This window comes from Streptomyces sp. QH1-20 (genome assembly GCF_041283565.1).
In the GTDB taxonomy this organism is placed as follows: Bacteria; Actinomycetota; Actinomycetes; order Streptomycetales; family Streptomycetaceae; genus Streptomyces; species Streptomyces syringius.
In genome coordinates this window covers 1,307,131-1,327,447 of the sequence record NZ_CP166299.1, presented here as the reverse complement: position 1 = coordinate 1,327,447, position 20,317 = coordinate 1,307,131, and the positions used below count along the sequence as shown (strand labels likewise).

The following is a 20,317-nucleotide window of genomic DNA, read 5'->3' as shown; positions in this document are numbered from 1 at the left end:
GAGCCCGCCCGGTCAACTCGGCTGGGCGAGCGCGTCGTTGACGAGGTCGAGCACCTCGCGCGGCGTGCGCAGCTCGGCGATCCGCTCGTCCGGGATCTGCACCCCGAACTCCGCGGTGATGCGCGCGGCGGTCTCCATGAGCGCCAGCGAGTCATAGCCGAGCGACGCGAAGTCCTGGTCCTGGATATCGCCGGAGAGGCTGCCGTCGTCCGTCTCGCCCGCGCATTCGATCAGCACGCGACGGAGGTCGTCGATGGTCATCTTGCTCATGGTCAACTCCTCGGAGGTGATGTGTTCACAGAAGGGGCGGCGGGCTCGGCGGGCACCGCGCGGACGACGACCGCGGAGTTGAACCCCCACTTGCCGCGGGCCAGCACCAGCGCCGAGCGCACCCGGCCCGGTCGGGGCGCGCCGCGCACCAGGTCGATGCCGTACTCCGCGGGCACTTCGGTCGTCCTGCCGGCCGGCGGCACGACGCCGTCCCGGATGGCCAGCAGGGCGCCCGCCACATCCACCGGCCCGCCCCCGGAGTAGAGCCGGCCGGTCAGGGCCTTGGGCGCGGTGACGGGCACGGCACCCGGCCCGAACAGTCCGCTGATCGCCGCCGCCTCGGCGCGGTCCAGCTCCCGCACCCCGGAGGCGTCGGCGAACACCACGTCGATCTCCGCCGGGGCGAGCCCGGCGTCGGCGAGGGCCAGCTCCGCGGCCCTGCGCAGCCCGGGCGGCCGTGACGAGCCCGCCGGCGGGTCGAAGGTGGTCGCGTACCCGGCGATCTCGCCGTAGATGTGCTGGGCGGCCCGGGCTCGGGCCGCCCCGGCGGCCTCGAGGACGAGCATGGCGCCCCCCTCACCCGGCACATAGCCGCACGCGTGGGCGTCGAAGGGCAGATAGGCGCGGTGCGGGTCGGTGGCCGGACTCAGCCGCCCGCTGGAGATCTGCGCCACCCAACCCCAGGGGTCCAGTGCCGAGTCGACGCCGCCGGTGACCACCATCGGCGTCCCGCGCAGCACCGTCCGCCGCGCGTGTCCGAGGGCGTCCAGGCCGCCCGCCTGTTCGGCGACGAGCGCGCTGCTCGGTCCCCGCAGCTGATGGCGGATGGAGATCTGGCCGGTGTTCACGGCATAGAACCAGGCGAAGGACTCATAGACGCTGACCGAACCCGGCCCCTGCGACCAGAGCTTCTTGAACTCCCGGTGGGTGAATTCGAAGCCGCCCGAGGCGTTGGAGGTCACCACGCCCATCTCGTAGTCGGCGAAGGTGCCCTGCTCGATCTTGGCGTCGGCCAGTGCCCAGTCCGCCGCCACCAGGGCGAATCGCGTGGAGGCGTCGGTCTGCGGCAGGAGCCTGCTGGGCAGATGGCCGGCGGCGTCGAAGTCGTCGATCTGCCCGGCCAGCCGGATCGGATAGCCCGAGACGTCGAAGCGGGTGAGGGTGCCGATCCCCGTGCGCCCTTCGAGGACCGCCTCCCAGTACCGCTCGAGTCCCACACCGTTCGGGGCGAGCAGACCGATGCCGGTGACGTAGACCTTCTCCGTCATGCCGCCGCACCCCCGGCGTCGCGCAGGATCATCGCGCTCTGGAATCCGCCGAAACCGCTGCCGACCGTCAGGACGCCGCGCAGCCGCTTCTCCCGGGCCGTCAGCGGGACGTAATCGAGGTCGCATTCCGGGTCGGCCTGCCGCAGATTGGCCGTCGGCGGAATGACTCCGTTCTCGATCGCCAGCGCGCAGGCGGCGATCTCGATCGACCCGATCGCGCCGAGGGAATGCCCGACCATCGACTTGATGGAGCTGATGGGCACCCGATAGGCGTGCTCGCCGAGACTGCGCTTGTACGCGGCGGTCTCGTGGCGGTCGTTCTGCTTGGTCCCCGAGCCGTGCGCGTTGATGTAGTCGATCCCGGTGCCGTCGATCCGGGCCTCTGCCAACGCCACCCGGATGGCTTCCGCCATTTCGCGGCCGTCGGGCTTCAACCCCGTCATGTGATAGGCGTTGCACCGCGTGGCATAACCCGAGATCTCCGCGTAGATGTGCGCGTCCCGCCGCTTCGCGTGCTCGTATTCCTCGAGCACGAACATGGCGGCGCCCTCGGCGAGGACGAATCCGTTACGGGATCCGTCGAACGGCCGTGAGGCGTGCTCGGGGTCGTCGTTGCGCGTGCTCGTCGCCTTGATGGCGTCGAAGCAGGCGACGACGATCGGTGTGACCGGGGTGTCCGACGCGCCGGCCAGCATCACATCCGCGGAGCCCTCACGGATCAACTGGCAGGCGTGCCCCACCGAGTCGATCCCCGAGGTGCACCCGTTGGAGACCATGGCCACCGGCCCCTCCGCCGCGACGGTCCAGGCCACCTCGGCCGCCATCACGCTCGGCACCAGGTAGTCGAACATGTGCGGCGACAGGCTGGTGTGGTCGACCAGCCAGTTCCGCCCGCTGTCGGACAGGACGAGATATTCCTGTTCGAGACTGGTCGCGGCGGCCACCGCACTGCCCAGACTGACCCCGACCCGGCCCGGGTCGAAATCCTCGAATTCCAGGCCGCTGTCGGAAATCGCGTCCCGCGCACAGGTGACGGCGAATTGCGACGCGCGGTCCATCCGGCGGATCTCCAGCGGGGAGAGCCCCTCGTGCACCGGGTCGAAATCGGCCTCCGCTGCGACCTGCGAGCGATAGGGCGACGGATCGAAATGGGAGATGCGACGGGTGGCGGTCCGCCCGGAAGTCAGTAGCTCCCAGAACGCCTTGACCCCGTTTCCCCCCGGCGTCCGCACGCCGATTCCGGTGATCACCACTCGACGCGTCATCGCCTACCGCCTATTGCCGTCACACCTGCTGAGCCGGTCATGGTGTTGCCCCTTTCGCCAGAAGCGCACGACATCAGCGCGGAAGAGAACGCGCGCCGCAACGAAGACGATCGTCAGCGTCCGGGGGGTTACTCGAGCGTCGCTCGAAGCCCGGTCGTACGGGCGTCATCGATCACCGGGCGCCTTTCGGGAGCCGGGGGAGCGGGCGGGGAAAACGCTCGCGGGCTCAAGCGAGGATCGAGCGATCTGCGAACCGGGGCGTCGAGCTTGGGCCGTAGTGGTCGGCCGGGCCCGCGGGGGCCGGGGCCCTACGAGCCGACGCACCCGAGCCGAGGAGCGAATCAGGATGGACCTGACGTCAACCACGCTGTCGTCGGCGGCGCGCGAGGTCGCGGAGGCCGCGGCCCGGAGCGCGGCCGCCGCGGAAGCCAACCGCCGGCTCGATCCCGATGTGGTCAAGTCCGTCGTCGCCGCGGGCTTCCCCCGGCACTTCGTCCCGGCCGACCGCGGCGGGAGCCTCGGGACCTTCCTGGAGCTGAACCGCGCGGTGAGCGCGGTCGGCGAGGGATGCACCGCCACCGCCTGGTGCGCGTCACTGGCCGCACACGTGTCCCGGATGGCCGCGCACCTGCCCGCCGAGGGATACCGGGAGGTCTGGGCCGACGGCCCGGACGCCTTCCTGGTGGCGGCCCTGACACCGATCGGCAGGGCCGAGCCCGTCCCCGGCGGCTACCGCCTCACCGGGACCTGGCCGTTCGTCAGCGCGATCGACTACGCGGACTGGGCCCTGCTGGCCGCGCTGACCGACCGGGACGGCCGGCCGGAGCCCAGGATGTTCGCCGTGCCGCGCACGGCCTGGCGGACCGTCGACACCTGGGAGAACGTGGGCATGGCCGCCACCGGCAGCAATACGGTGATCGTCGAGGACGTCGTGGTCCCCGCGGCCCGCACGGTCAGCCGGGACGACCTGTTCACCGGCCGGGCGCCCGACTCCGACGCGCCGTGCCACGCGATCCCCATGCAGGCCACCACGATGATGTTCGCGACGCCCGCGCTGGGCGCCGCCAAGGGGGCCCTCAAGGCCTGGGCCGGATACGTCACCCCGAAGATCCGGGCCGCCGCGCAGCAGTCCAAGCCCGCCCTGGCCGGGATGCCGACGTTCCACCGCACGTCCTACGACGTGATCCTGACCCGCAGCGCCACCGAGATCGACGCCGCCGAGATGCTCCTGGAGCGCGCGGCGGCGACGGCCGACTCCGGCCCCGCCATCACGCCCCTGGACACCATGCGGAGCTGGCGGGACTGCGCGATGGCCACCGACATCCTCGTCGGCGTCGTCAACCGGCTGTTCCGCAGCGTGGGCACCACCGGCCAGGCCACGAGCAACCCCGTCCAGCGCTTCTGGCGCGACGCCAATTCGATCGCCGGGCACCAGGGATTGCAGGTCGAGTCCGCCGCGACGGCCTACGCCCACCAAGTGATCAAGATCTGACCGGGTCCCGCACCCCGACACCCCCGTGCACCAGACGGTTATCAGGAGACCAAGGATGACTGAGACGATCGAAGAGGCCGCCGAGGTCGAGTGGGTGCTCTGCCACGGCTGCCGGGTGCCGGTCTACGGCAAGCGCCTGATCCGCAACCTCCACGTCTGCCCGGAGTGCGGTCTGCACCTGCCGGTGACCGCCCGGCAACGCCTGGCCCAGCTCGCCGACGACGGCCGCTTCGAACCGCTGCCCTTCACCGTGAGCAACTCCGATCCGCTCGACTTCGTCGACACCGTCGCCTACACCGACCGGCTCTCCCGCGCCCAGGAGCGCACCGGGATGCGCGAAGCGGTGCTCTGCGTCAGGACGACGATCGAGGGCCACCCCGCGATCGTCGCCGTGATGGACTTCCGGTTCCTCGGCGGAAGCCTCGGCACCGCGGTCGGCGAGCTGATCACGCTCGCCATCGAGACCGCCCAGGAGGAGCGGGTCCCCCTGATCATGGTGACCGCCTCCGGCGGCGCCCGGATGCAGGAGGGCGTGCTCTCCCTGATGCAGATGGCCAAGACCAGCGCGGCACTCGGCGAGCTGGACAAGGCCGGCATCCTGTCGATCTCCGTGATCACCGACCCCACCTTCGGCGGGGTCGCGGCCTCCTTCGCCACCCTGGGCGACGTCATCATCGCCGAGCCGCGCGCCCGCCTCGGCTTCGCCGGGCGGCGGGTGATCGAGCAGACCATCCGTCAGCGGCTGCCGGAGGACTTCCAGACCGCGGAGTTCCTCCTGGAGCGCGGATTCGTCGACATGATCGTGGAGCGCTCCGCGCTCCGCGCCGAGCTGGGCAAGCTGCTGCGGATCGGCGGGTCCAAGGTCTGCGGGCGGTACGCCAGCACCGCACGGCCGCCCGCACCGGTGATCACCGACCCGAACCGGCTCCCCGAGGCCGACCCCTGGGACCAGGTGGGCAGGGCCCGGTCCCTCGACCGCCCCACCGCACTCGACTACCTCGGGCTCGCCTTCGACGACTTCCAGGAACTGCACGGCGACCGGACGTCCGGCGAATGCCCGGCCCTCATCGGCGGCACCGCCTGGATCGACGCCATACCCGTGATGGTCCTCGCCCATCAGAAGGGGCACACCGCCGCCGAACTCGCCCGGCGCAACTACGGCATGGCCTCGCCGGCCGGATACCGCAAGGCCGCCCGGCTGATGCGCCTCGCCGACAAGCTCGGGCTGCCCGTCGTCACCCTCATCGACACCCCCGGCGCCCACCCGGGCGCCGACGCGGAGGAACAGGGCCAGTCGGTGGCCATCGCGGAGAACCTCCGGCTGATGGCCACCCTGTCCGTGCCGGTCGTGAGCGTGATCATCGGCGAGGGCGGCAGTGGCGGCGCGCTGGCGCTGGCCGTGGCCAACCGGGTGCTCATGTACTCCGACAGCATCTATTCCGTGATCAGCCCCGAGGGGTGCGCCTCGATCATCTGGAAGGACCCCACGGCCGCGCCCACCGCCGCCCGGGCCCTCCGGCTGAACGCCCGGGAGCTCCTGCGCCTCGGTGTGGTGGACGCCGTGCTCCCCGAGCCGGACGGGGGCACGGGCGCCGCGCCGTGGGCGGCTGCCGAGCGGCTCCGCGCCGCCCTGAGCAGCGAGCTGCACGAACTGGCCGGGCTCGGGGACGCCGCGCTGCGGGTGGGCAGGCGGGCCCGGTTCCGGCAGTTCGGCTCGGCGATCACGGTCGAGGCGGAGCTGCTGCAGATCAACGACGGCAGGCTCGCCTGATATGAAGCCCGACAGGGGACGTGCGATGTTCAAGAAGGTACTGATCGCGAACCGGGGCGAGATCGCGGTGCGGGTGGCCCGTGCCTGCCGGGAGCTCGACGTCCGTTCGGTCGCCGTCCACTCCACCCCGGACCGGGACTCCGCCGTCGTCCGGCTCGCCGACGAGGCGATCCGGATCGGCCCGGCGGCCCCGGCGAAGAGCTATCTGAACGCCGCGGCGGTGCTGGAGGCGGCCGTGCAGAGCGGCGCGGACGCGATCCACCCCGGTTACGGCTTCCTCTCGGAGTCACCCGACTTCGCCGACGCGTGCCTGGCCCAGGGCATCACCCTGATCGGCCCGCCGCCGTCGGTCATGGCCCGGCTCGGGGACAAGACCTCGGCCCGCGCCCTGATGCGGCGCGCAGGCCTGCCGTTGCTGCCCGGCAGCGTGGAAGCCCTCGATCCGCGCGCCGCGGAGGAGCTCGCCCGGCGGATCGGCTTCCCCGTCATCGTCAAGGCGGCGGCCGGCGGCGGCGGTCGCGGCATGACCGTGGTGGACGAGGCGGACCGCTTCGCCGACGCCTACCGGCAGACGCAGTCCACGGCCCAGATGCTGTTCGGCGACGGACGGGTCTATGTGGAGAAGTACCTGCCGAAGGCGCGGCATGTGGAAGTCCAGGTGCTCTGCGACGGTCACGGCCATGCCGTCCATCTCGGTGAGCGGGACTGCACGGTCCAGCGCCGCCACCAGAAGCTCATCGAGGAGACCCCGGCTCCCGCCCTGCCGGAGGGACTGGCCGAGCGCATGGGCCGCTCGGCCGTCGAGGGCGCGCTTGCCGTCGGCTATACCGGCGTGGGCACCTTCGAATTCCTGCTCGCCCCGGACGGCAGCTACTACTTCATGGAGGTGAACTGCCGGATCCAGGTCGAACACCCGGTCACGGAAATGGTCACCGGCATCGACCTCGTACAGCAACAGCTGAAGGTAGCCGCCGGGAACGAACTCGAACTGGTCCAGGCCGATATCGAGCTTCGCGGTGCGGCCGTCGAATGCCGTATCAACGCCGAGGACCCGGCCGCGGGCTTCGTCCCCGCCCCGGGGCCCGTCGAGCGCCTCGTGCTGCCGGGCGGCCCGTTCGTACGGGTCGACACCCATGTCAGGCAGGGCGATGTGATCCCGCCCCACTACGACTCGCTGCTGGCCAAACTCGTCGTCTGGGCGCCGCGGCGCGACGAGGCAATCGCCCGGATGCACCGTGCGCTCGATGAATTCGAGGTGTCCGGACCGGGTATCAAAACGACTCGGACGTTTCTCGCCGAGGTGCTCTCCCACCCTCGCTTCCGGGCCGCGGAGCATTCCACCTCGCTGGTCGACGACCTGTTGTCGGGAAAAGCCTGAAAATCGGTTCGCACGCAAGAACGGGTTGTATTTCCAGGAAAGGGAAACATATGACGGCCGATCACCTCGTCTGGGACGACGACTTCTCGGGCGGCTTCAGCACCGAGGGGCCCGACGCACGCTATGCGTTCCTGCCGTTCGGCACCGAAGTGGGCCACGACGGCGTGGCCAGTACCTCCCGGCAGGGGCTGCGGGTCGTCGCCGCCGGGACGAACCCGACGACCGGCGAACCCGCGTTCACGATGTCCCTGGGCCAGAGCGACCCCAGCGGGCTGCCGGGCACCCTCGACCACGTCAAGTGGCTGGTCTACGCGAACAAACAGTCGTCCGGCGGCGTCCTCGGCTTCGACACCGGCCCGGGGCACGAACTGTCCTGTGAGGCCCGGATGTCGGGCGCGGTGTACGGCGTGGCGGACCATCCCTTCGGAGCCGGCGTGCCCGACCCGGGCGCCGACCCCAGGCTGGCCTCGGCCTGTCTGGCCCTCCAGGACCCGGAGTCCGACGTCGCCTTCGAGTTCTCCCTCACCAACGACGCGGTCTACGTCTACTACGAACGGCTGCCGAACGCCCGCGCCCAGCTGGGCGACTACGCCTCCTTCCTCCACACCGTCCCCGTCGCCCGCCGTACCCCCTATGACGAACACCAGCTCAAGATCACCTACGACGGCTCCCGCGGTGTGGTCACCTGGTTCCTGGACGGCCGGGAGGTCTTCCGGCTCGACCGGATCGGCTATCGGCTGACCTCGCGCGATCACCTGGTGGTCGACCACGGCGGTGTCGAGGAGCGCGTGGCACCCCGCCAGCTGGCCTGCGGGATGGGCCTGTTCAACTTCCTCGACGGCGGGCTGCCCGGCCGGGCCGGCTCCGGCCTCGTACGGCTGACCACCACACCGAAGTACTACTACGACCCGGTGACGGGCGAGCCCACCCCGCAGCGGTTCCTCGACGACGCGAGCCTCGCGTCCAACCGCCTCTTCGGCCAGGGCGCGGGCTTCCGGATGAGCAGGTTCACGGTGTCGAGCAAGCCCGTCGGGTCCGCATGACCGGCACAGCGGGCGACGCGGTCGCCCCGGCCGACCTGATCGGAGCCTGGCAGCTCGAGTCCTATGTCGGCGTCGACGAGGACGGCGACGTCAGCGAGGGACCGCTGGGCCCCGAACCCGAGGGCGTGCTGATCTACAGCGCCGACCGCCATATGACGGTGAGCATGATGCGCGCCGGTCACGAGCCGGCCCCGGGCCCCGGCCCGGTCACCCGCTTCATGGGCTACGCAGGCACCTGGCAGCTGTCCGAGCGGCAGATCGTCCATGAGGTCGCCGTCAGCTCGCACCGTCATATGGTCGGCACCCGGCAGGTCCGTGGACTCTCCCTCAAGGGTGATCTCCTCATCCTCTCCGGTACGGCGCGTACCGCGGACGGACGACAGGAGCGGCGCGTCCTGAACTGGCGGCGGGTGTCCGGAGGATGACCATGAGCTATGACTTCGACCCCGAGCTCAAACCCTTCGTCCCCCGGATGAGGCCCCTCGACTACACCGAGCCCCAGGCCGCGCGGACCACGATGCGGGAGGTCATGGCCCGTCAGCCCGCCTACGAGCCGATATCCCGGGTACTGGTGGAGGACCGGCGCGTCCCCGTGCCCGACGGCCCGGAGATGACCGTACGGCTCTACCGGCCCATGGACCGGCCCGGCCCGCGGCCGGCCCTGCTCTTCCCGCACTGGGGCGGCTTCGTCACGGGCGACCTGGACACCTCGCTGACCGCCGCCACCCGCATCGCCGACCTGGTGGGCGCGGTGGTGGTCTCACCGGACTACCGCCTCGCGCCGGAACACCCCTTCCCCGCCGGGCTCCAGGACTGCTACGCGGCTCTGGAGTGGACCGTCGACCACGCCCCGGAGCTGCGGATCGACACCGGCCGGATCGGCGTGGGCGGCTTCAGCGCCGGCGGCGGGCTGGCCACGGGGCTCGCCCTGCTCGCACGGGACCACAAGGGTCCGCCGCTGCGCTGTCTGTATCTGCTCTTCCCACAGCTGGACGATCGGCTCGAGACCCTCTCGGCCCGGGACTTCGTGGACACGCCCATGCTCGACCGGGCCAATCTGGCGGTGAGCTGGCAGCACTACCTCGGCGGCGGAGAGGCCACGCACTATGCCGCGCCCGCTCGTGCCGAGGACCTGTCCGGGCTGCCGCCGGCCTTCGTGGGCGTGTGCGAGTTCGACCCGCTGCGGGACGAGGGCATCACCTTCGCCCACCGGCTGATCCAAGCGGGGGTGAAGACCGAACTGCGGCACTACCAAGGAGCGTTCCACGCGTCCATCGGTCTCGCCCACGCGGCCGTCTCCCAGCGGATGGTGGCCGACCAGGTCGACGCGCTGTGCCACTACCTGGCCCCCTGACGGGACCGGCCTGCCGCCGGTCCCGTCAGGGGCGCTGTGGAGGAGGGAAGCCCCCGAGCCCCCCGTGCCCGGGGGCTTCCGCGTACCCCGTGGTGGTGTCACGCCGCCGATCTGGCCAGCTGGAGCAGTTGCGCGTGCTGGGCGACGCGCTGCCCGAGGTGGGCCGCGGTGAGCAGGTCGGACTTCTTCATGGACTCCGGCCCCTCGTCGCCGGCGCACTGCCCCATGGCGCCCAGCCAGCCGCCGAGCCGGTTGAGCTCGTCCTCGGACGTCCCGGGCAGCAGATCGAGATTCACCCAGTGCATTCCGTGCTGGGCCGCCAGGACGGTGAAGTACTGCAGTGTGTTCACCTTGTCGCCGCTCATCGACCCCGACGTGGTGAAGCCCGCGGCGACCTTGTCCTTCCACGCCTGTGCGTACCACCGGCCGCTGGAGTCGTGCGCGAAGGTGTGGAACGCCGGGCTGGCCGAGCCCATATAGGTGGGTGAGCCGAAGATGATCGCGTCCGCTGCGTCCAGTGCGGCCCACTGCTCGTCGGTGAGCGCTTCGACGGAGATCAGCTGGACGACGGCACCCTTGACCGACGCCGCGCCGTCGCGCGCCGCCTCGGCCATCCTGGTCGTATGTCCGTAGCCGCTGTGGTACGCGATGACGACGGACACCGAACGATCGGACATGTGCATCCCCTTTGTGATCTCAAGTAACGGTCCTGGGGCCCAGACTGACAATCATTCCGGTGCAGGTGTACTGACCTTTCGGGCTGTCGGACCTGCTCGAAGGGAGGGGTGGCGCCCTCCGATGCCGCCTGTCCAGATCACCTCTGGGGCAACATCAGCCCGTGAGGGTCGAAACCACCCCGTCGGGTGGTGTGAATACGAAAATCCGACCTTAATGCTTGGGTAAATTTTTCGGGCAGTTCCTCAACCATCAATTGGAGCAGCGGGATTCGCCGTTCCCCAGCAATTCGATCAGTGTGATGCGCCGCACAGATAAACATGTGGCGGGGCGGGTTCGCGTCGGATATCTTGCGAGTGGCACCAAAAGCGCATCGCCGTACCCACTTGGGGGTGAATGGGTCTCGGCGACGGGGGTTGTAGCGCTTGGCGGATCCGACAACGTCGTTGATCCACTTTCGAAATGAATGAATTTCGAACGATGCTGGATCACTCTCTTGCCGGAGTTCGCTGATCAACTACGGGGGAGTACGGTGAAATTCAAGCTGCTCGGACAATTCGAGATCGTGGTCACCGAGGACCGTTCGTTCTTCCTGAGCCGGTCGAAGGTCAGTCAGCTCATCGGCCTGCTGCTGGTTCAGAACGGCGAGACGGTCAGTGTGGACACCCTGATCGAGGAACTATGGGGGGAGAACGCGCCACGCAGCGCGCTCACCACCCTCCAGACGTACATCTACCACGCACGGAAGATCTTCGCGGGCATGCCCGGCGGGGAGCATGTGCTCGTCACCAGGCCCGCGGGCTACGTCATCCAGGTGCCCGACGACGCGATCGACGTCGCGGTCTTCGAGCGGCTCGTCCAGCGGGCGAGGCGGCTGCTGGACGACGGTCGGCCGGAGGAGGCCATGGGCTGTCTCGACGAGGCGCGGGCGCTCTGGAGGGGCCCCGTCCTCGTCGGCATGATGATCGGGAGCGTCCTCGAGGCGCACCTCACGTACATCAACGAACTCCGGTTCTCCGCCACTCATCTCCATATCGAGGCCAGTCAGCGCCTCGGCCGGCACCAGGAGATCATCCCGCAGCTACGGCTGCTGGTCGCCGAGAATCCGCTCAACGAAAGCCTGCACGCACAGCTGATCAAGGCGCTCGACAAGTGCGGGCGGCGGGCCGAGGCCCTGCAGGCCTATCGAAATCTCTGGCGCATCCTCGACGCGGAGCTGGGCGTCGAACCTGCCCCTGAACTGCAGCTGTTGCAACATGAGCTGCTGTCCAGGGGCAGTGTCGTACACGGCCGGAGCTGACAGCCGTCCGGCGTGAGCCGGGCCGGCCAGGACCGGAAGTGACAGGCCCGGACCGGATCCTTCGACAGGTGCCGGGCCCGACCGGAAATCGGTCGGGCCCGGCACCGCGCGTTCCCCGGCCGCTGCGGACTAGGCCCGCTGCGGGACGATATGGAACAGCGGCTCGTCGTACTCGACCGGATCACCGTCCGACTTGAGCGTCCGGGCCACCTCCCCGGTCACGTCCGCCTCGACCGGGATCATCAGCTTCATCACTTCGACGATGGCGATCTGCGCGCCCTTCGCGATCACGTCGCCCACCTTCACAAACGGCTCGGCCCCCGGCTTCGGGGCGCTGTAGAAGGTCCCCACCGAGGGAGCGCGCACCTCGTGCGGACCGTCGTCACTCCGCGCCGCCGCGGTGGCCTCCGTCGGCGCGGCGGATGCCACGACCGGCGGGGGAGCGGCGCCGTTCACAGCCGGCGGGCTCTGGGGCCACTCGGCCTCCAGCGTCACCCCGCCGGCCTGGACCCGTAACAGGCTCGGCGGGCTGTCGAAGCCCTTGAGCAACTCCAGGACGTTCTCCCGGACGAGGTTCAGCGTGGCCGATGTGCTCGACGTGCTGTCGTCTTCCCCTGTACTCATCTGTGCCCCCTGCCCTTCATCCCTCGCGTGCCGTGGTCCGTCCATGTCAGCCGACGAGGCCGACGACCCGCGTCCACCCGGCGCCCGCCCCGGCCACCGACACGGGGAAGCAGGCGACGGTGAATCCCGTCGCCGAGGGGAGGTCGGCCAGCCGGGCGAGCTTCTCCAGCTGGAGGTACTCCTGGGTGCGGCCGTAGATGTGTGCGGGCCACAGGTACCCCCGGTCGCCCGTGCGGCGGTAGTCCTCGATCATCGACCGCATCGGCCGGTCCAGCCCCCAGGCGTCGATACCGATGACCCGCACCCCGTGCTCCACCAGGAAGGCCGTGCCCTCACCGGTCAGACCGGCGTATTCGGTGAGGTACTTCGCCGAGCCCCAGAGCGCGTCGGCTCCGGTCCACAGCAGAACGATGTCGCCGGGGCACAGCTCGTGCCGTGCCGCGGCCAGAGCGGCGCGGAGGTGGTCGACCGTGATGCCCTCACCGGCGGGTACCTCCCGCAGGTCGAGCCGGACGCCGGGGCCGAAGCACCAGTCGAGCGGCACCTGGTCGATGCTTTTCGCCGGAAGACCGCCGCTCAGCGGGCCGTAGTGCAAGGGGGCGTCCATATGGGTGCCGGTGTGCGTGGTGAGCGTGACGGTCTCATTGGAAATGGCCATCCCGTCCGGGAAGTCCTCCGGGGCGAGTCCGAGGACGGCCGCCGCCGCCTCGTGGCCGAGCACGTCCACCGTCACCGGCGTGGCTTCACTGTCGGTGTCGCGGGTGGCCACACTGAGGTCGACGAAACGGGTCACTCCGCTTGCCTTCCCGTCAGCGAACAACGTCCGTTCGATGTTTCGCATGACTTGTCTCCTCTCCATGCCGCCGCTTGGCCGCCCGGTCATCGTCCGCGGACGCGATCGAATAACGCTCGAGAACGACCCGGATCGCGTCAAGTGGAACGCGGTGAACTATTCGTGGGGACTGCTTGGAAAGCCTCTGGGCGTATGGAAGGATGCGTGCCGTTCGCACGCGACACGGGGTTCGGGGCGGCGGGCGCCACCCGTGCCCGATCACAGGGGAAAGTGAACTACGGGGGGATGTATCGCCATGCCGGTCGAACGAGAAGACGTTTCGGTGAAAGCGCCGGAATTCGGTCCGGTCTCCATCGGTCCGGACGACCGCCGCTATCCGGAACTTGTTTCCGGATTCAATCGCCGATGGTCCGCCGCGCCTGAGTCCGTACGCATGGCCGGAAAATCCGAACATGTGGCGAAGGCGGTCCAGACGGCGGTCAGCACCGGAAAGCGGCTCTCCATCCGCAGCGGTGGGCATTCGTACGCCGACTTCACCTACAACAAGGACGTCGAAGTCATCGTCGACCTGTCGATGATGAATGACATCTACTACGACCCGCGCCGCAAGGCCTTCGCCATCGAGAGCGGCGCGCAGCTCGGGCACATCTACGAAAGGCTGTTCCGTGGTTGGGGCGTGACCCTGCCCGGCGGGGTCTGCCCCGCGGTCGGTATCGGCGGCCATGCCACGGGGGGCGGCCACGGCCTGCTGTCCCGGCAGTTCGGCAACGTCTGCGATCTCATCGAGGCCGTGGAGATCGTGGTCGCCGACCGTCCGAACAAGGTCCGCACGGTGATCGCCTCGCGGGAGGACACCGGCGACCTCAAGGACCTCTGGTGGGCGTGTTGCGGAGGGGGCGGCGGCAGTTTCGGCGTCATCACGAAGTTCTGGTTCCGCAGCCGCGGGGCGACGGGCAGCCGCCCGGCCGAGCAGCTCCCGCAGCCGCCGCGTGAGGTGCTGATCAGCACGGCCTTCGCGCCCTGGCAGCAGATGGACCAGACCGCGTTCACCAACCTGCTGCGCAACCAGTGCCAGTGGTACGTGGAGAACAGCGACCCCGCCTCACCGGCCTCGGCCCTGTGCGGTCTGCTGTTCGTCCAGCATGTGTCGAGCGGCGGGATCGGCATGCTCACCCAGGTCGACGCCTCCGCGCCGAACGCGGAGAAGCTGCTCGAGGAGTACCTCGGCGCGGTCACGGCCAACACCGGCATCACGCCGTTCCCGTTCCGGCGGCTGCCCTGGATGGCCTCGACCGTGACGATCGACACCAGCAACCCCACGGTGATGACCAACGCGACCCTGCGCGGTGCCGTCAAGCACGCGTATCTGCGCCAGTCGTTGACCGAGGAGCAGTGCGCGGCCATCTACCACCACATGACGCGCCCGGACTACGCGAACACCAGCCCCGGTACGGCCATGATCCAGCTCGGCGCGATGGCCGGCGGCAGGATGAACGCGCTGGCCCCCGGGGACACCGCGCTGCCACAGCGCAGGTCGGCGCTCGTAGCGATGTTCGAGAACTTCTGGGTCGAGGCGGCCGAGGACGCCCGGCACCTCGGCTGGGTGCGTGACATCTACGGTCAGACCTTCGCGTCGACCGGCGGCTACCCCGTGCCCGGTGACCGCTACGAGGGCTGCAACATCAACGCACCCGACCTCGACATCACCAACCCGAAGTTCAACAAGTCGGGGGTCCCCTGGCACACGTTCTACTTCGGCGACAACTACCGCCGACTGCAGCGGACGAAGGCGCGGTGGGATCCGAAGAACGTCTTCCGGCACTCGCTCTCCATCAGCGCGCACTGACGTCCATAGCTGTCAGCGTCGCTCGACGTCGTGCGGGCCCGGGTGTGCCGCCCCGGGCCCGCACCCGTAGGCGCGCGTGCTGCCGGCCGCGGCCCTGTTTCCCCACACGACGTTTCCCCACGCGACCTCGAGTGGTCTTCGAGCCGGTTGCAGCAGCTTGGGGGCCATGGAAACCACCCATGAGCATCGCACCGAGCACACCCGGGTCGTCGCGGCGCCGCCCCGGGTGCTCTACGGCCTGGTGGCCGACGTGACCGTGTGGCCGGCTCTCTTCGGCCCCAGCGTCCACGTCCGCCATCTGGAGCGCTCCGAGCGCGCGGAGCGCTTCGAGCTGTGGGCGACCGTGAACGGAGAGGTCAGCAGCTGGGTGTCCCGGCGGACGCTGGACCCGGACCGACTGCGGGTGACCTTCAGGCAAGAGGTGAGCCGGCCGCCGATCGCCTCGATGGGAGGGGAGTGGCTCTTCCGCGAGCTGCCCGGCGGGCACACCGAGGTGGTGCTGCGGCACTCCTTCTCGGCCGTCGACGACAGCCCCCAAACGGTGGCGCGGGTCAACGCGGCACTCGACCGCAACAGCCCCGAGGAGCTGGCGGCGCTGGGCCGCATCGCGGAGTGCGGCCATGCCCCGGAGGACAGGGTCCTCACGTTCACCGACACCGTCGAGCTCGCCGGTGCGGCCGCCGACGCCTACGCGTTCGTGGCGCGGGCGGATCTGTGGGCCGACCGGCTGCCGCACGTCGACCGGGTCCGCTTCAGCGAGAGCGCCCCCGGCGTCCAGGACCTGGAGATGGACACGGTGACGGCGGACGGGGCGCGCCACACCACCCGGTCGGTGCGGGTGTGCCGGGCGCCGGAGTGGATCGCCTACAAGCAGCTGGTGCCGCCGAAGCTGCTCCTCGGCCACAGCGGGCTGTGGACCTTCACGGAGGGGCCCGGGGGAGCGGCGGGGGCGGTCCTGACGTCCCGCCACACGGTCGTGATCGACCCGGACGCGGTGGAGGCGGTGCTCGGCGCGGGCCGGGGCCTGGCCGACGCGCGGACGTTCATTCGCGAGGCGCTCGGCCGTAACAGCGCGACGACCATGGGGTACGCCGCGCAGTACGCGGCCCGCACCGAGCGATAGGCACCCCGCCCGCCCTCCCGGCGCGGGCCGGGCGGGCGGGCCGACCCGAGGGCCTCACGGCTCCAGGAGCAGCCGGTCCTGCCGGACGTGCCGGGAGCGGTTCAACAGCACGCCGTCGACGCGCACCAGCACATCGGTGACCACACAGACGGGGCCCGGCTGCGGCTCACGCCCGGGCCTGGTGTTGATCACATAGGCGTAGTAGGTGGCGCGCAGTGATCCGTCCTCCTGGGGGTCGAGGACGATCATGTTGAACCAGTGCCGGCGGACGACGGGGTCGTCGTCGAACCGCCGGTGGAACTCCACCAGCTCGGTCACGATGCCCGGCCGGGTCCGGGCCAGCTGGCCCGGCGAGTGGCTGAACTCGCCGTCCTCGGTGAACGTGGCCGCGAACGCCTCGAAGTCACGACGGTCCATCAGCTGCATCTGCCGGGCGTAGAAGTGCTGGACCTCGGCGTAGAGCGAGGTGACGTCGGTGCGGGTGTCGATCGCTGTCATGGGGATCCTCCGGAAGACGGCAGCAACTGCCGTCACCGTGGCCGCGCCGGATCGCGATCGGCTCGAGGATCGGCCGGACCGGCCGGGGCAGGGGGCCTGCGGCCCGCCGCCGGATCAAGGCTCGTCCGACCGAGCTTCGAGTGGGCCCGGCCACGCTGACGCCCAATTGCCCGTGCTGCGGCGTGAGTGGGAGGAACGGAAATGGCACGAACCGGCAGGCCGGTCGCGATCGTCACCGGTGCCACCAGCGGAATGGGCCTTGTCATCACCGAGCGGCTGGCTCAGCAGGGCCTTCGGGTCTATGTGTGCGCGCGGGGCGAGGACGTCCTCGCCGAGAGCGTCAAATCCCTCCAGGACCGGGGCTTCGACGTGGACGGCAGCCCCTGTGACGTCTCCTCGCCCGACCAGGTCCGGCAGTTCGTCCAGGCGGCCGTCGACCGGTTCGGCTCCGTCGACATCCTGGTCAACAACGCCGGGCGCAGTGGTGGCGGCGCCACCGCCGAGATCCCCGACGAACTGTGGTTCGACGTCATCAACACCAATCTGAACAGCGTGTTCCTGATGACCAAGGCCGTGCTCACCCTCGGCGGGCTGCGGGAGAAGGACTGGGGGCGCATCATCAACATCGCCTCGACGGGCGGAAAGCAGGGCGTGGTCCACGCCGCCCCCTATTCGGCGTCCAAGCACGGTGTCGTGGGCTTCACCAAGGCCCTCGGGCTGGAGCTGGCGCCGACGGGCATCACGGTGAACGCGGTGTGCCCCGGATTCGTCGAGACCCCCATGGCGGAGCGCGTCCGTGCGCACTACGCCGAGATCTGGGGCGTGTCCACCGACGAGGCGTTCGACCGGATCACCACCCGGGTGCCGATCCACCGCTACGTCGAGTCGGACGAGGTCGCGGCCATGGTGGAGTACCTGATCAGCGACCGGGCCGGCGCGGTGACGGCACAGGCGCTGAACGTGTGCGGGGGCCTCGGAAATTACTAGGCTGACCACCAGAACCGACCCGGACCACCCACTGCGGAAGGCTTCACGATGACCGACGGACAGCACCACGGCGAGGTAGCGCTGGTGACCGGCGCCAACAAAGGCATCGGCAAGCACATCGCCCGGCGCCTGGCCGGTGAGGGAATGACCGTCTACCTCGGCGCCCGTGACGAACAGCGCGGCCGCGAGACGGCGCGTGAGCTCTCCGAGCAGGGGCTGGACGTCCGCTTCCTCCAGCTCGATGTGACCGACCAGGACCAGGTCGACGCCGCCGCCCGGCGGATCGAGACGGAATCCGGACGGCTCGACGTCCTCGTCAACAACGCCGGTGTGGTCGTCGAATGGGGCGTCACGGTGCCGGAGGTCACCAGGGAGCACATGCGCACGGCCTTCGAGGTCAATGTCTTCGGCACCGTCGCCGTGACACAGGCCTGCATCCCGCTGCTGCGCAAGTCGGGTGCGGGCCGGGTGGTCAATATGTCCAGCCCGCTCGGGTCGCTCAGTCTGCTCAGCGACCCGGACAATCCGATCTCCACACGCAATCTGCTGCCCTACAGCTCCTCCAAGGCCGCGCTCAACGCCATCACCATCGTCTATGCCAATGCCTTGCGCGAGGCCGGCATCCGGGTCAATGTGGCCAACCCCGGGCTGGTCGCCACCGATCTCAACGCCGGCTCCCCCTTCAGCCGGGGGACCCGCACCCCCGAGGAGGGCGCCGAAGTGCCCGTACGCCTTGCCCTGATGGGTGCTGACGGCCCGACGGGAAGCTTCCGCGGCAGCATGGACGGCTCGGTGGACGAGACCGTGCCGTGGTGAGTGCCCCGTACGGCTCGCCGTAGAGGCCCCTGGGGGCTGCCCGCGGAGGTCACAGGCCGGTGCGCCGGCCTGTGACATGGGCAACAGGCCACACACCATCATCGGGGCGATATGGCAGTATCTGGTCCACACGTGCCGGAAATTGTCTGTGGATGAACGAGCGGAGCCGACACCGCAGTTGAGGGGCCGGGTCGGCCGGCAGCGAGCCCGGCCGGTGGCCGGCCGCGAGGCAGTCGGGCGTGGGCTCCGTCGAGAAGGATGCCACTGTGCCCCAGAGGAAATTGCTCGCTGTCAGTGATCTGCATGTGGCGTACCAGGAGAACCGCGCCATCATCGAGTCACTGCGCCCGGAGTCGGACGACGACTGGCTCATCCTGGCGGGAGACGTCGCCGAGCTGTACGAGGACATCGAATGGGCACTGCGGCTGCTCAGCGGCCGTTTCGCCAAAGTGGTCTGGGCGCCGGGCAATCACGAGCTGTGGACCCACCCCAAGGACCCCGTCGACCTACGGGGTGAGCGGCGCTATCTGCACCTGGTGGAGCTGTGCCGCTCCCTCGGTGTCGCCACCCCCGAGGACCCCTACCCGGTGTGGCAGGGCGAGGACGGACCGGTGACGGTCGCCCCGCTCTTCGTGCTCTACGACTACACCTTCCGGGCCCCGGGCGCGACGACGAAGGAGGAGTCGCTGCGCATCGCCTACGACTCCGGCATCGTCTGCACGGACGAGCACTTCCTGCACCCCGACCCCTACCCCACGCGAGACGCCTGGTGCCGGGCCCGGGTGGCCACCACCGAGCGCCGCCTCGCGGCCGTGGACCCCGAGCACCGCACCGTCCTCGTCAACCATTTCCCCTTGACCCGCGAGCCCACCAGGATTCTGCGCTACCCCGAATTCGCCCAGTGGTGCGGCACGGAGCTGACGGCCGACTGGCATGTGCGGTACCGCGCCACCGCCGTCGTCTACGGACACCTCCACATCCCGAGGGTGACGTGGAGCGACGGGGTGCGGTTCGAGGAGGTCTCGATCGGCTATCCGCGTGAATGGCGCACCCGTACGCCGCGTGACCCGCTGCGGCAGATCCTGCCCCAGCGCGGCGCCGTCGGTGTGGGGGGAGCGCGGTGATCGAGGAGATACTGCCCGCCGCCGTGGTCGGCGTGGAGACCTTCGCCGATCTGCCGGACGACGCGAGGGGCCTCTTCCCCGAGGAGGAGGCGGTGGTGGCCCGGGCCGTACCGAAGCGGCAGCGCGAGTTCGCCGCCGTACGGTCCTGTGCCCGGCAGGCGCTCGGACGGTTCGGGCTGGCGCCCGTGCCTCTGATCCCCACCCGGCGCGGTGCGCCGCGGTGGCCGGAGGGGATGGTCGGCAGCATGACGCACTGCGACGGCTACCGGGCGGCGGCGGTGGCCAGAGCGGGTGACGCGGTCTCGATCGGCATCGACGCCGAGCCCGACGGGCCGCTGCCGGACGGCGTTCTCGACCTCATCGCGCTGCCCGGCGAACTCCGGTGGATTGCCGCCCACACGGCGGCCGGGCCCGGGGTGCACTGGGACCGACTGCTGTTCAGCATGAAGGAGAGCGTCTTCAAGACGTGGTATCCGCTGACCGGCCAGGAGTTGGACTTCTCGGAGGCGGAGATCGACGTCGACCCGGACGCGCGCACCTTCTCGGCCCGTCTGCTGGTGCCCGGCCCCGTGGTGGCCGGGCAGCGTGTGGACGGCTTCTCCGGCCGCTGGACGGCCGGTGCCGGGTTGATCGTGACGGCCATCGTGCTGCCGGGCAGCTGAACCAGGAGGCGGGCCTCGTCGATCGAGT

At 70.0% G+C, this 20,317-nt stretch carries 20 protein-coding genes; 13 read left to right on the top strand and 7 right to left on the bottom strand.

The genetic code is table 11. The annotated features are described in order from the left end of the window. Positions 1-12: 12 nt before the first annotated feature. The 3 genes from AB8O64_RS05990 to AB8O64_RS05980 are packed head-to-tail and all read right to left on the bottom strand — an operon-like array spanning position 13 to position 2,803. A complete protein-coding gene (locus tag AB8O64_RS05990) occupies positions 13-270 on the bottom strand; it encodes an acyl carrier protein (RefSeq protein WP_130876636.1) in 258 nt (85 codons plus the stop codon). A 2-nt stretch (positions 271-272) separates the two neighbouring features. After that, positions 273-1,538, bottom strand: a complete 1,266-nt coding sequence (locus tag AB8O64_RS05985) for a ketosynthase chain-length factor (protein ID WP_370418212.1) — start codon at positions 1,536-1,538, stop codon at positions 273-275. Continuing rightward, entirely contained in the window at positions 1,535-2,803 is a 1,269-nt protein-coding gene (locus AB8O64_RS05980) for a beta-ketoacyl synthase (protein ID WP_370418211.1), read from the bottom strand. The genes AB8O64_RS05985 and AB8O64_RS05980 overlap by 4 nt, the downstream gene beginning before the upstream one ends. Before the next feature lie 346 nt (positions 2,804-3,149). Here AB8O64_RS05980 and AB8O64_RS05975 point away from each other — a divergent pair, with 346 nt between their 5' ends. The 6 genes from AB8O64_RS05975 to AB8O64_RS05950 are packed head-to-tail and all read left to right on the top strand — an operon-like array spanning position 3,150 to position 9,841. After that, positions 3,150-4,295 carry a hydrolase gene (locus AB8O64_RS05975; RefSeq protein ID WP_370418210.1) on the top strand — a complete coding sequence of 382 codons (1,146 nt, stop codon included), beginning with the start codon at positions 3,150-3,152 and terminating at the stop codon, positions 4,293-4,295. A gap of 55 nt (positions 4,296-4,350) precedes the next feature. Next, entirely contained in the window at positions 4,351-6,066 is a 1,716-nt protein-coding gene (accD, locus tag AB8O64_RS05970; protein WP_370418209.1) for an acetyl-CoA carboxylase, carboxyltransferase subunit beta, read from the top strand. A gap of 25 nt (positions 6,067-6,091) precedes the next feature. Further along, on the top strand, positions 6,092-7,444 hold the full coding sequence (locus tag AB8O64_RS05965; RefSeq protein WP_370418208.1) for an acetyl/propionyl/methylcrotonyl-CoA carboxylase subunit alpha: 1,353 nt from the start codon (positions 6,092-6,094) through the stop codon (positions 7,442-7,444). Between the two features lie 50 nt (positions 7,445-7,494). Continuing rightward, positions 7,495-8,487, top strand: coding sequence for a DUF6081 family protein (locus AB8O64_RS05960; RefSeq protein ID WP_370418207.1), 993 nt, complete (start codon positions 7,495-7,497; stop codon positions 8,485-8,487). Then, complete coding sequence (locus tag AB8O64_RS05955) at positions 8,484-8,912, top strand: lipocalin-like domain-containing protein (RefSeq protein WP_370418206.1); 429 nt, start codon at positions 8,484-8,486, stop codon at positions 8,910-8,912. The genes AB8O64_RS05960 and AB8O64_RS05955 overlap by 4 nt, the downstream gene beginning before the upstream one ends. Positions 8,913-8,914: 2 nt before the next feature. After that, entirely contained in the window at positions 8,915-9,841 is a 927-nt protein-coding gene (locus tag AB8O64_RS05950) for an alpha/beta hydrolase (RefSeq protein ID WP_370418205.1), read from the top strand. A 98-nt stretch (positions 9,842-9,939) separates the two neighbouring features. Here the strand turns inward: AB8O64_RS05950 and AB8O64_RS05945 are convergent, their stop codons facing one another. Continuing rightward, the gene (locus AB8O64_RS05945; protein WP_370418204.1) at positions 9,940-10,518 is read right to left on the bottom strand and encodes a flavodoxin family protein; all 579 of its coding nucleotides are present in this window, start codon (positions 10,516-10,518) and stop codon (positions 9,940-9,942) included. 530 nt (positions 10,519-11,048) lie between these two features. Here AB8O64_RS05945 and AB8O64_RS05940 point away from each other — a divergent pair. Beyond that, entirely contained in the window at positions 11,049-11,816 is a 768-nt protein-coding gene (locus tag AB8O64_RS05940; protein WP_356449661.1) for an AfsR/SARP family transcriptional regulator, read from the top strand. 129 nt (positions 11,817-11,945) lie between these two features. On the opposite strand, the gene AB8O64_RS05935 is transcribed toward AB8O64_RS05940, so the two are convergent. Together AB8O64_RS05935 and AB8O64_RS05930 are read right to left on the bottom strand one after the other, a co-directional pair. Then, positions 11,946-12,440, bottom strand: a complete 495-nt coding sequence (locus tag AB8O64_RS05935; RefSeq protein WP_370418203.1) for an acetyl-CoA carboxylase biotin carboxyl carrier protein subunit — start codon at positions 12,438-12,440, stop codon at positions 11,946-11,948. A 46-nt stretch (positions 12,441-12,486) separates the two neighbouring features. Next, the gene (locus AB8O64_RS05930) at positions 12,487-13,281 is read right to left on the bottom strand and encodes a cyclase family protein (RefSeq protein WP_370418202.1); all 795 of its coding nucleotides are present in this window, start codon (positions 13,279-13,281) and stop codon (positions 12,487-12,489) included. 247 nt (positions 13,282-13,528) lie between these two features. Here AB8O64_RS05930 and AB8O64_RS05925 point away from each other — a divergent pair, with 247 nt between their 5' ends. Beyond that, positions 13,529-15,079, top strand: coding sequence for an FAD-dependent oxidoreductase (locus AB8O64_RS05925; RefSeq protein ID WP_370418201.1), 1,551 nt, complete (start codon positions 13,529-13,531; stop codon positions 15,077-15,079). Between the two features lie 166 nt (positions 15,080-15,245). Continuing rightward, positions 15,246-16,202 (top strand): SRPBCC family protein, encoded by a 957-nt coding sequence (locus AB8O64_RS05920; RefSeq protein ID WP_370418200.1) that lies wholly within the window; start codon positions 15,246-15,248, stop codon positions 16,200-16,202. A gap of 54 nt (positions 16,203-16,256) precedes the next feature. Here AB8O64_RS05920 and AB8O64_RS05915 read toward each other — a convergent pair whose 3' ends face one another. Continuing rightward, the gene (locus AB8O64_RS05915; RefSeq protein WP_356449668.1) at positions 16,257-16,700 is read right to left on the bottom strand and encodes a nuclear transport factor 2 family protein; all 444 of its coding nucleotides are present in this window, start codon (positions 16,698-16,700) and stop codon (positions 16,257-16,259) included. A gap of 201 nt (positions 16,701-16,901) precedes the next feature. Between AB8O64_RS05915 and AB8O64_RS05910 the strand changes: the two genes are divergently transcribed. The 4 genes from AB8O64_RS05910 (at position 16,902) to AB8O64_RS05895 (ending at position 20,289) form a co-directional block, all read left to right on the top strand. Then, entirely contained in the window at positions 16,902-17,687 is a 786-nt protein-coding gene (locus AB8O64_RS05910) for an SDR family NAD(P)-dependent oxidoreductase (RefSeq protein WP_361927775.1), read from the top strand. A gap of 48 nt (positions 17,688-17,735) precedes the next feature. Continuing rightward, positions 17,736-18,503 carry an SDR family oxidoreductase gene (locus AB8O64_RS05905; RefSeq protein ID WP_365210411.1) on the top strand — a complete coding sequence of 256 codons (768 nt, stop codon included), beginning with the start codon at positions 17,736-17,738 and terminating at the stop codon, positions 18,501-18,503. A 266-nt stretch (positions 18,504-18,769) separates the two neighbouring features. Continuing rightward, complete coding sequence (locus tag AB8O64_RS05900) at positions 18,770-19,627, top strand: metallophosphoesterase (RefSeq protein ID WP_365375255.1); 858 nt, start codon at positions 18,770-18,772, stop codon at positions 19,625-19,627. After that, complete coding sequence (locus tag AB8O64_RS05895) at positions 19,624-20,289, top strand: 4'-phosphopantetheinyl transferase (RefSeq protein WP_370418199.1); 666 nt, start codon at positions 19,624-19,626, stop codon at positions 20,287-20,289. The genes AB8O64_RS05900 and AB8O64_RS05895 overlap by 4 nt, the downstream gene beginning before the upstream one ends. Positions 20,290-20,317 lie beyond the last annotated feature (28 nt).

Bases quoted from the DNA above. Each gene is read 5' to 3' on its own strand.
- AB8O64_RS05975 (WP_370418210.1), top strand. From the start codon at position 3,150: ATGGACCTGACGTCAACCACGCTGTCGTCGGCGGCGCGCGAGGTCGCG.
- AB8O64_RS05985 (WP_370418212.1), bottom strand. From the start codon at position 1,538: ATGACGGAGAAGGTCTACGTCACCGGCATCGGTCTGCTCGCCCCGAAC.
- AB8O64_RS05905 (WP_365210411.1), top strand. From the start codon at position 17,736: ATGACCGACGGACAGCACCACGGCGAGGTAGCGCTGGTGACCGGCGCC.
- AB8O64_RS05965 (WP_370418208.1), top strand. From the start codon at position 6,092: ATGTTCAAGAAGGTACTGATCGCGAACCGGGGCGAGATCGCGGTGCGG.
- AB8O64_RS05930 (WP_370418202.1), bottom strand. From the start codon at position 13,281: ATGCGAAACATCGAACGGACGTTGTTCGCTGACGGGAAGGCAAGCGGA.
- AB8O64_RS05955 (WP_370418206.1), top strand. From the start codon at position 8,484: ATGACCGGCACAGCGGGCGACGCGGTCGCCCCGGCCGACCTGATCGGA.
- AB8O64_RS05945 (WP_370418204.1), bottom strand. From the start codon at position 10,518: ATGTCCGATCGTTCGGTGTCCGTCGTCATCGCGTACCACAGCGGCTAC.
- AB8O64_RS05950 (WP_370418205.1), top strand. From the start codon at position 8,915: ATGAGCTATGACTTCGACCCCGAGCTCAAACCCTTCGTCCCCCGGATG.
- AB8O64_RS05920 (WP_370418200.1), top strand. From the start codon at position 15,246: ATGGAAACCACCCATGAGCATCGCACCGAGCACACCCGGGTCGTCGCG.
- AB8O64_RS05910 (WP_361927775.1), top strand. From the start codon at position 16,902: ATGGCACGAACCGGCAGGCCGGTCGCGATCGTCACCGGTGCCACCAGC.
- AB8O64_RS05925 (WP_370418201.1), top strand. From the start codon at position 13,529: ATGCCGGTCGAACGAGAAGACGTTTCGGTGAAAGCGCCGGAATTCGGT.
- accD (WP_370418209.1), top strand. From the start codon at position 4,351: ATGACTGAGACGATCGAAGAGGCCGCCGAGGTCGAGTGGGTGCTCTGC.
- AB8O64_RS05915 (WP_356449668.1), bottom strand. From the start codon at position 16,700: ATGACAGCGATCGACACCCGCACCGACGTCACCTCGCTCTACGCCGAG.
- AB8O64_RS05980 (WP_370418211.1), bottom strand. From the start codon at position 2,803: ATGACGCGTCGAGTGGTGATCACCGGAATCGGCGTGCGGACGCCGGGG.
- AB8O64_RS05990 (WP_130876636.1), bottom strand. From the start codon at position 270: ATGAGCAAGATGACCATCGACGACCTCCGTCGCGTGCTGATCGAATGC.
- AB8O64_RS05960 (WP_370418207.1), top strand. From the start codon at position 7,495: ATGACGGCCGATCACCTCGTCTGGGACGACGACTTCTCGGGCGGCTTC.
- AB8O64_RS05935 (WP_370418203.1), bottom strand. From the start codon at position 12,440: ATGAGTACAGGGGAAGACGACAGCACGTCGAGCACATCGGCCACGCTG.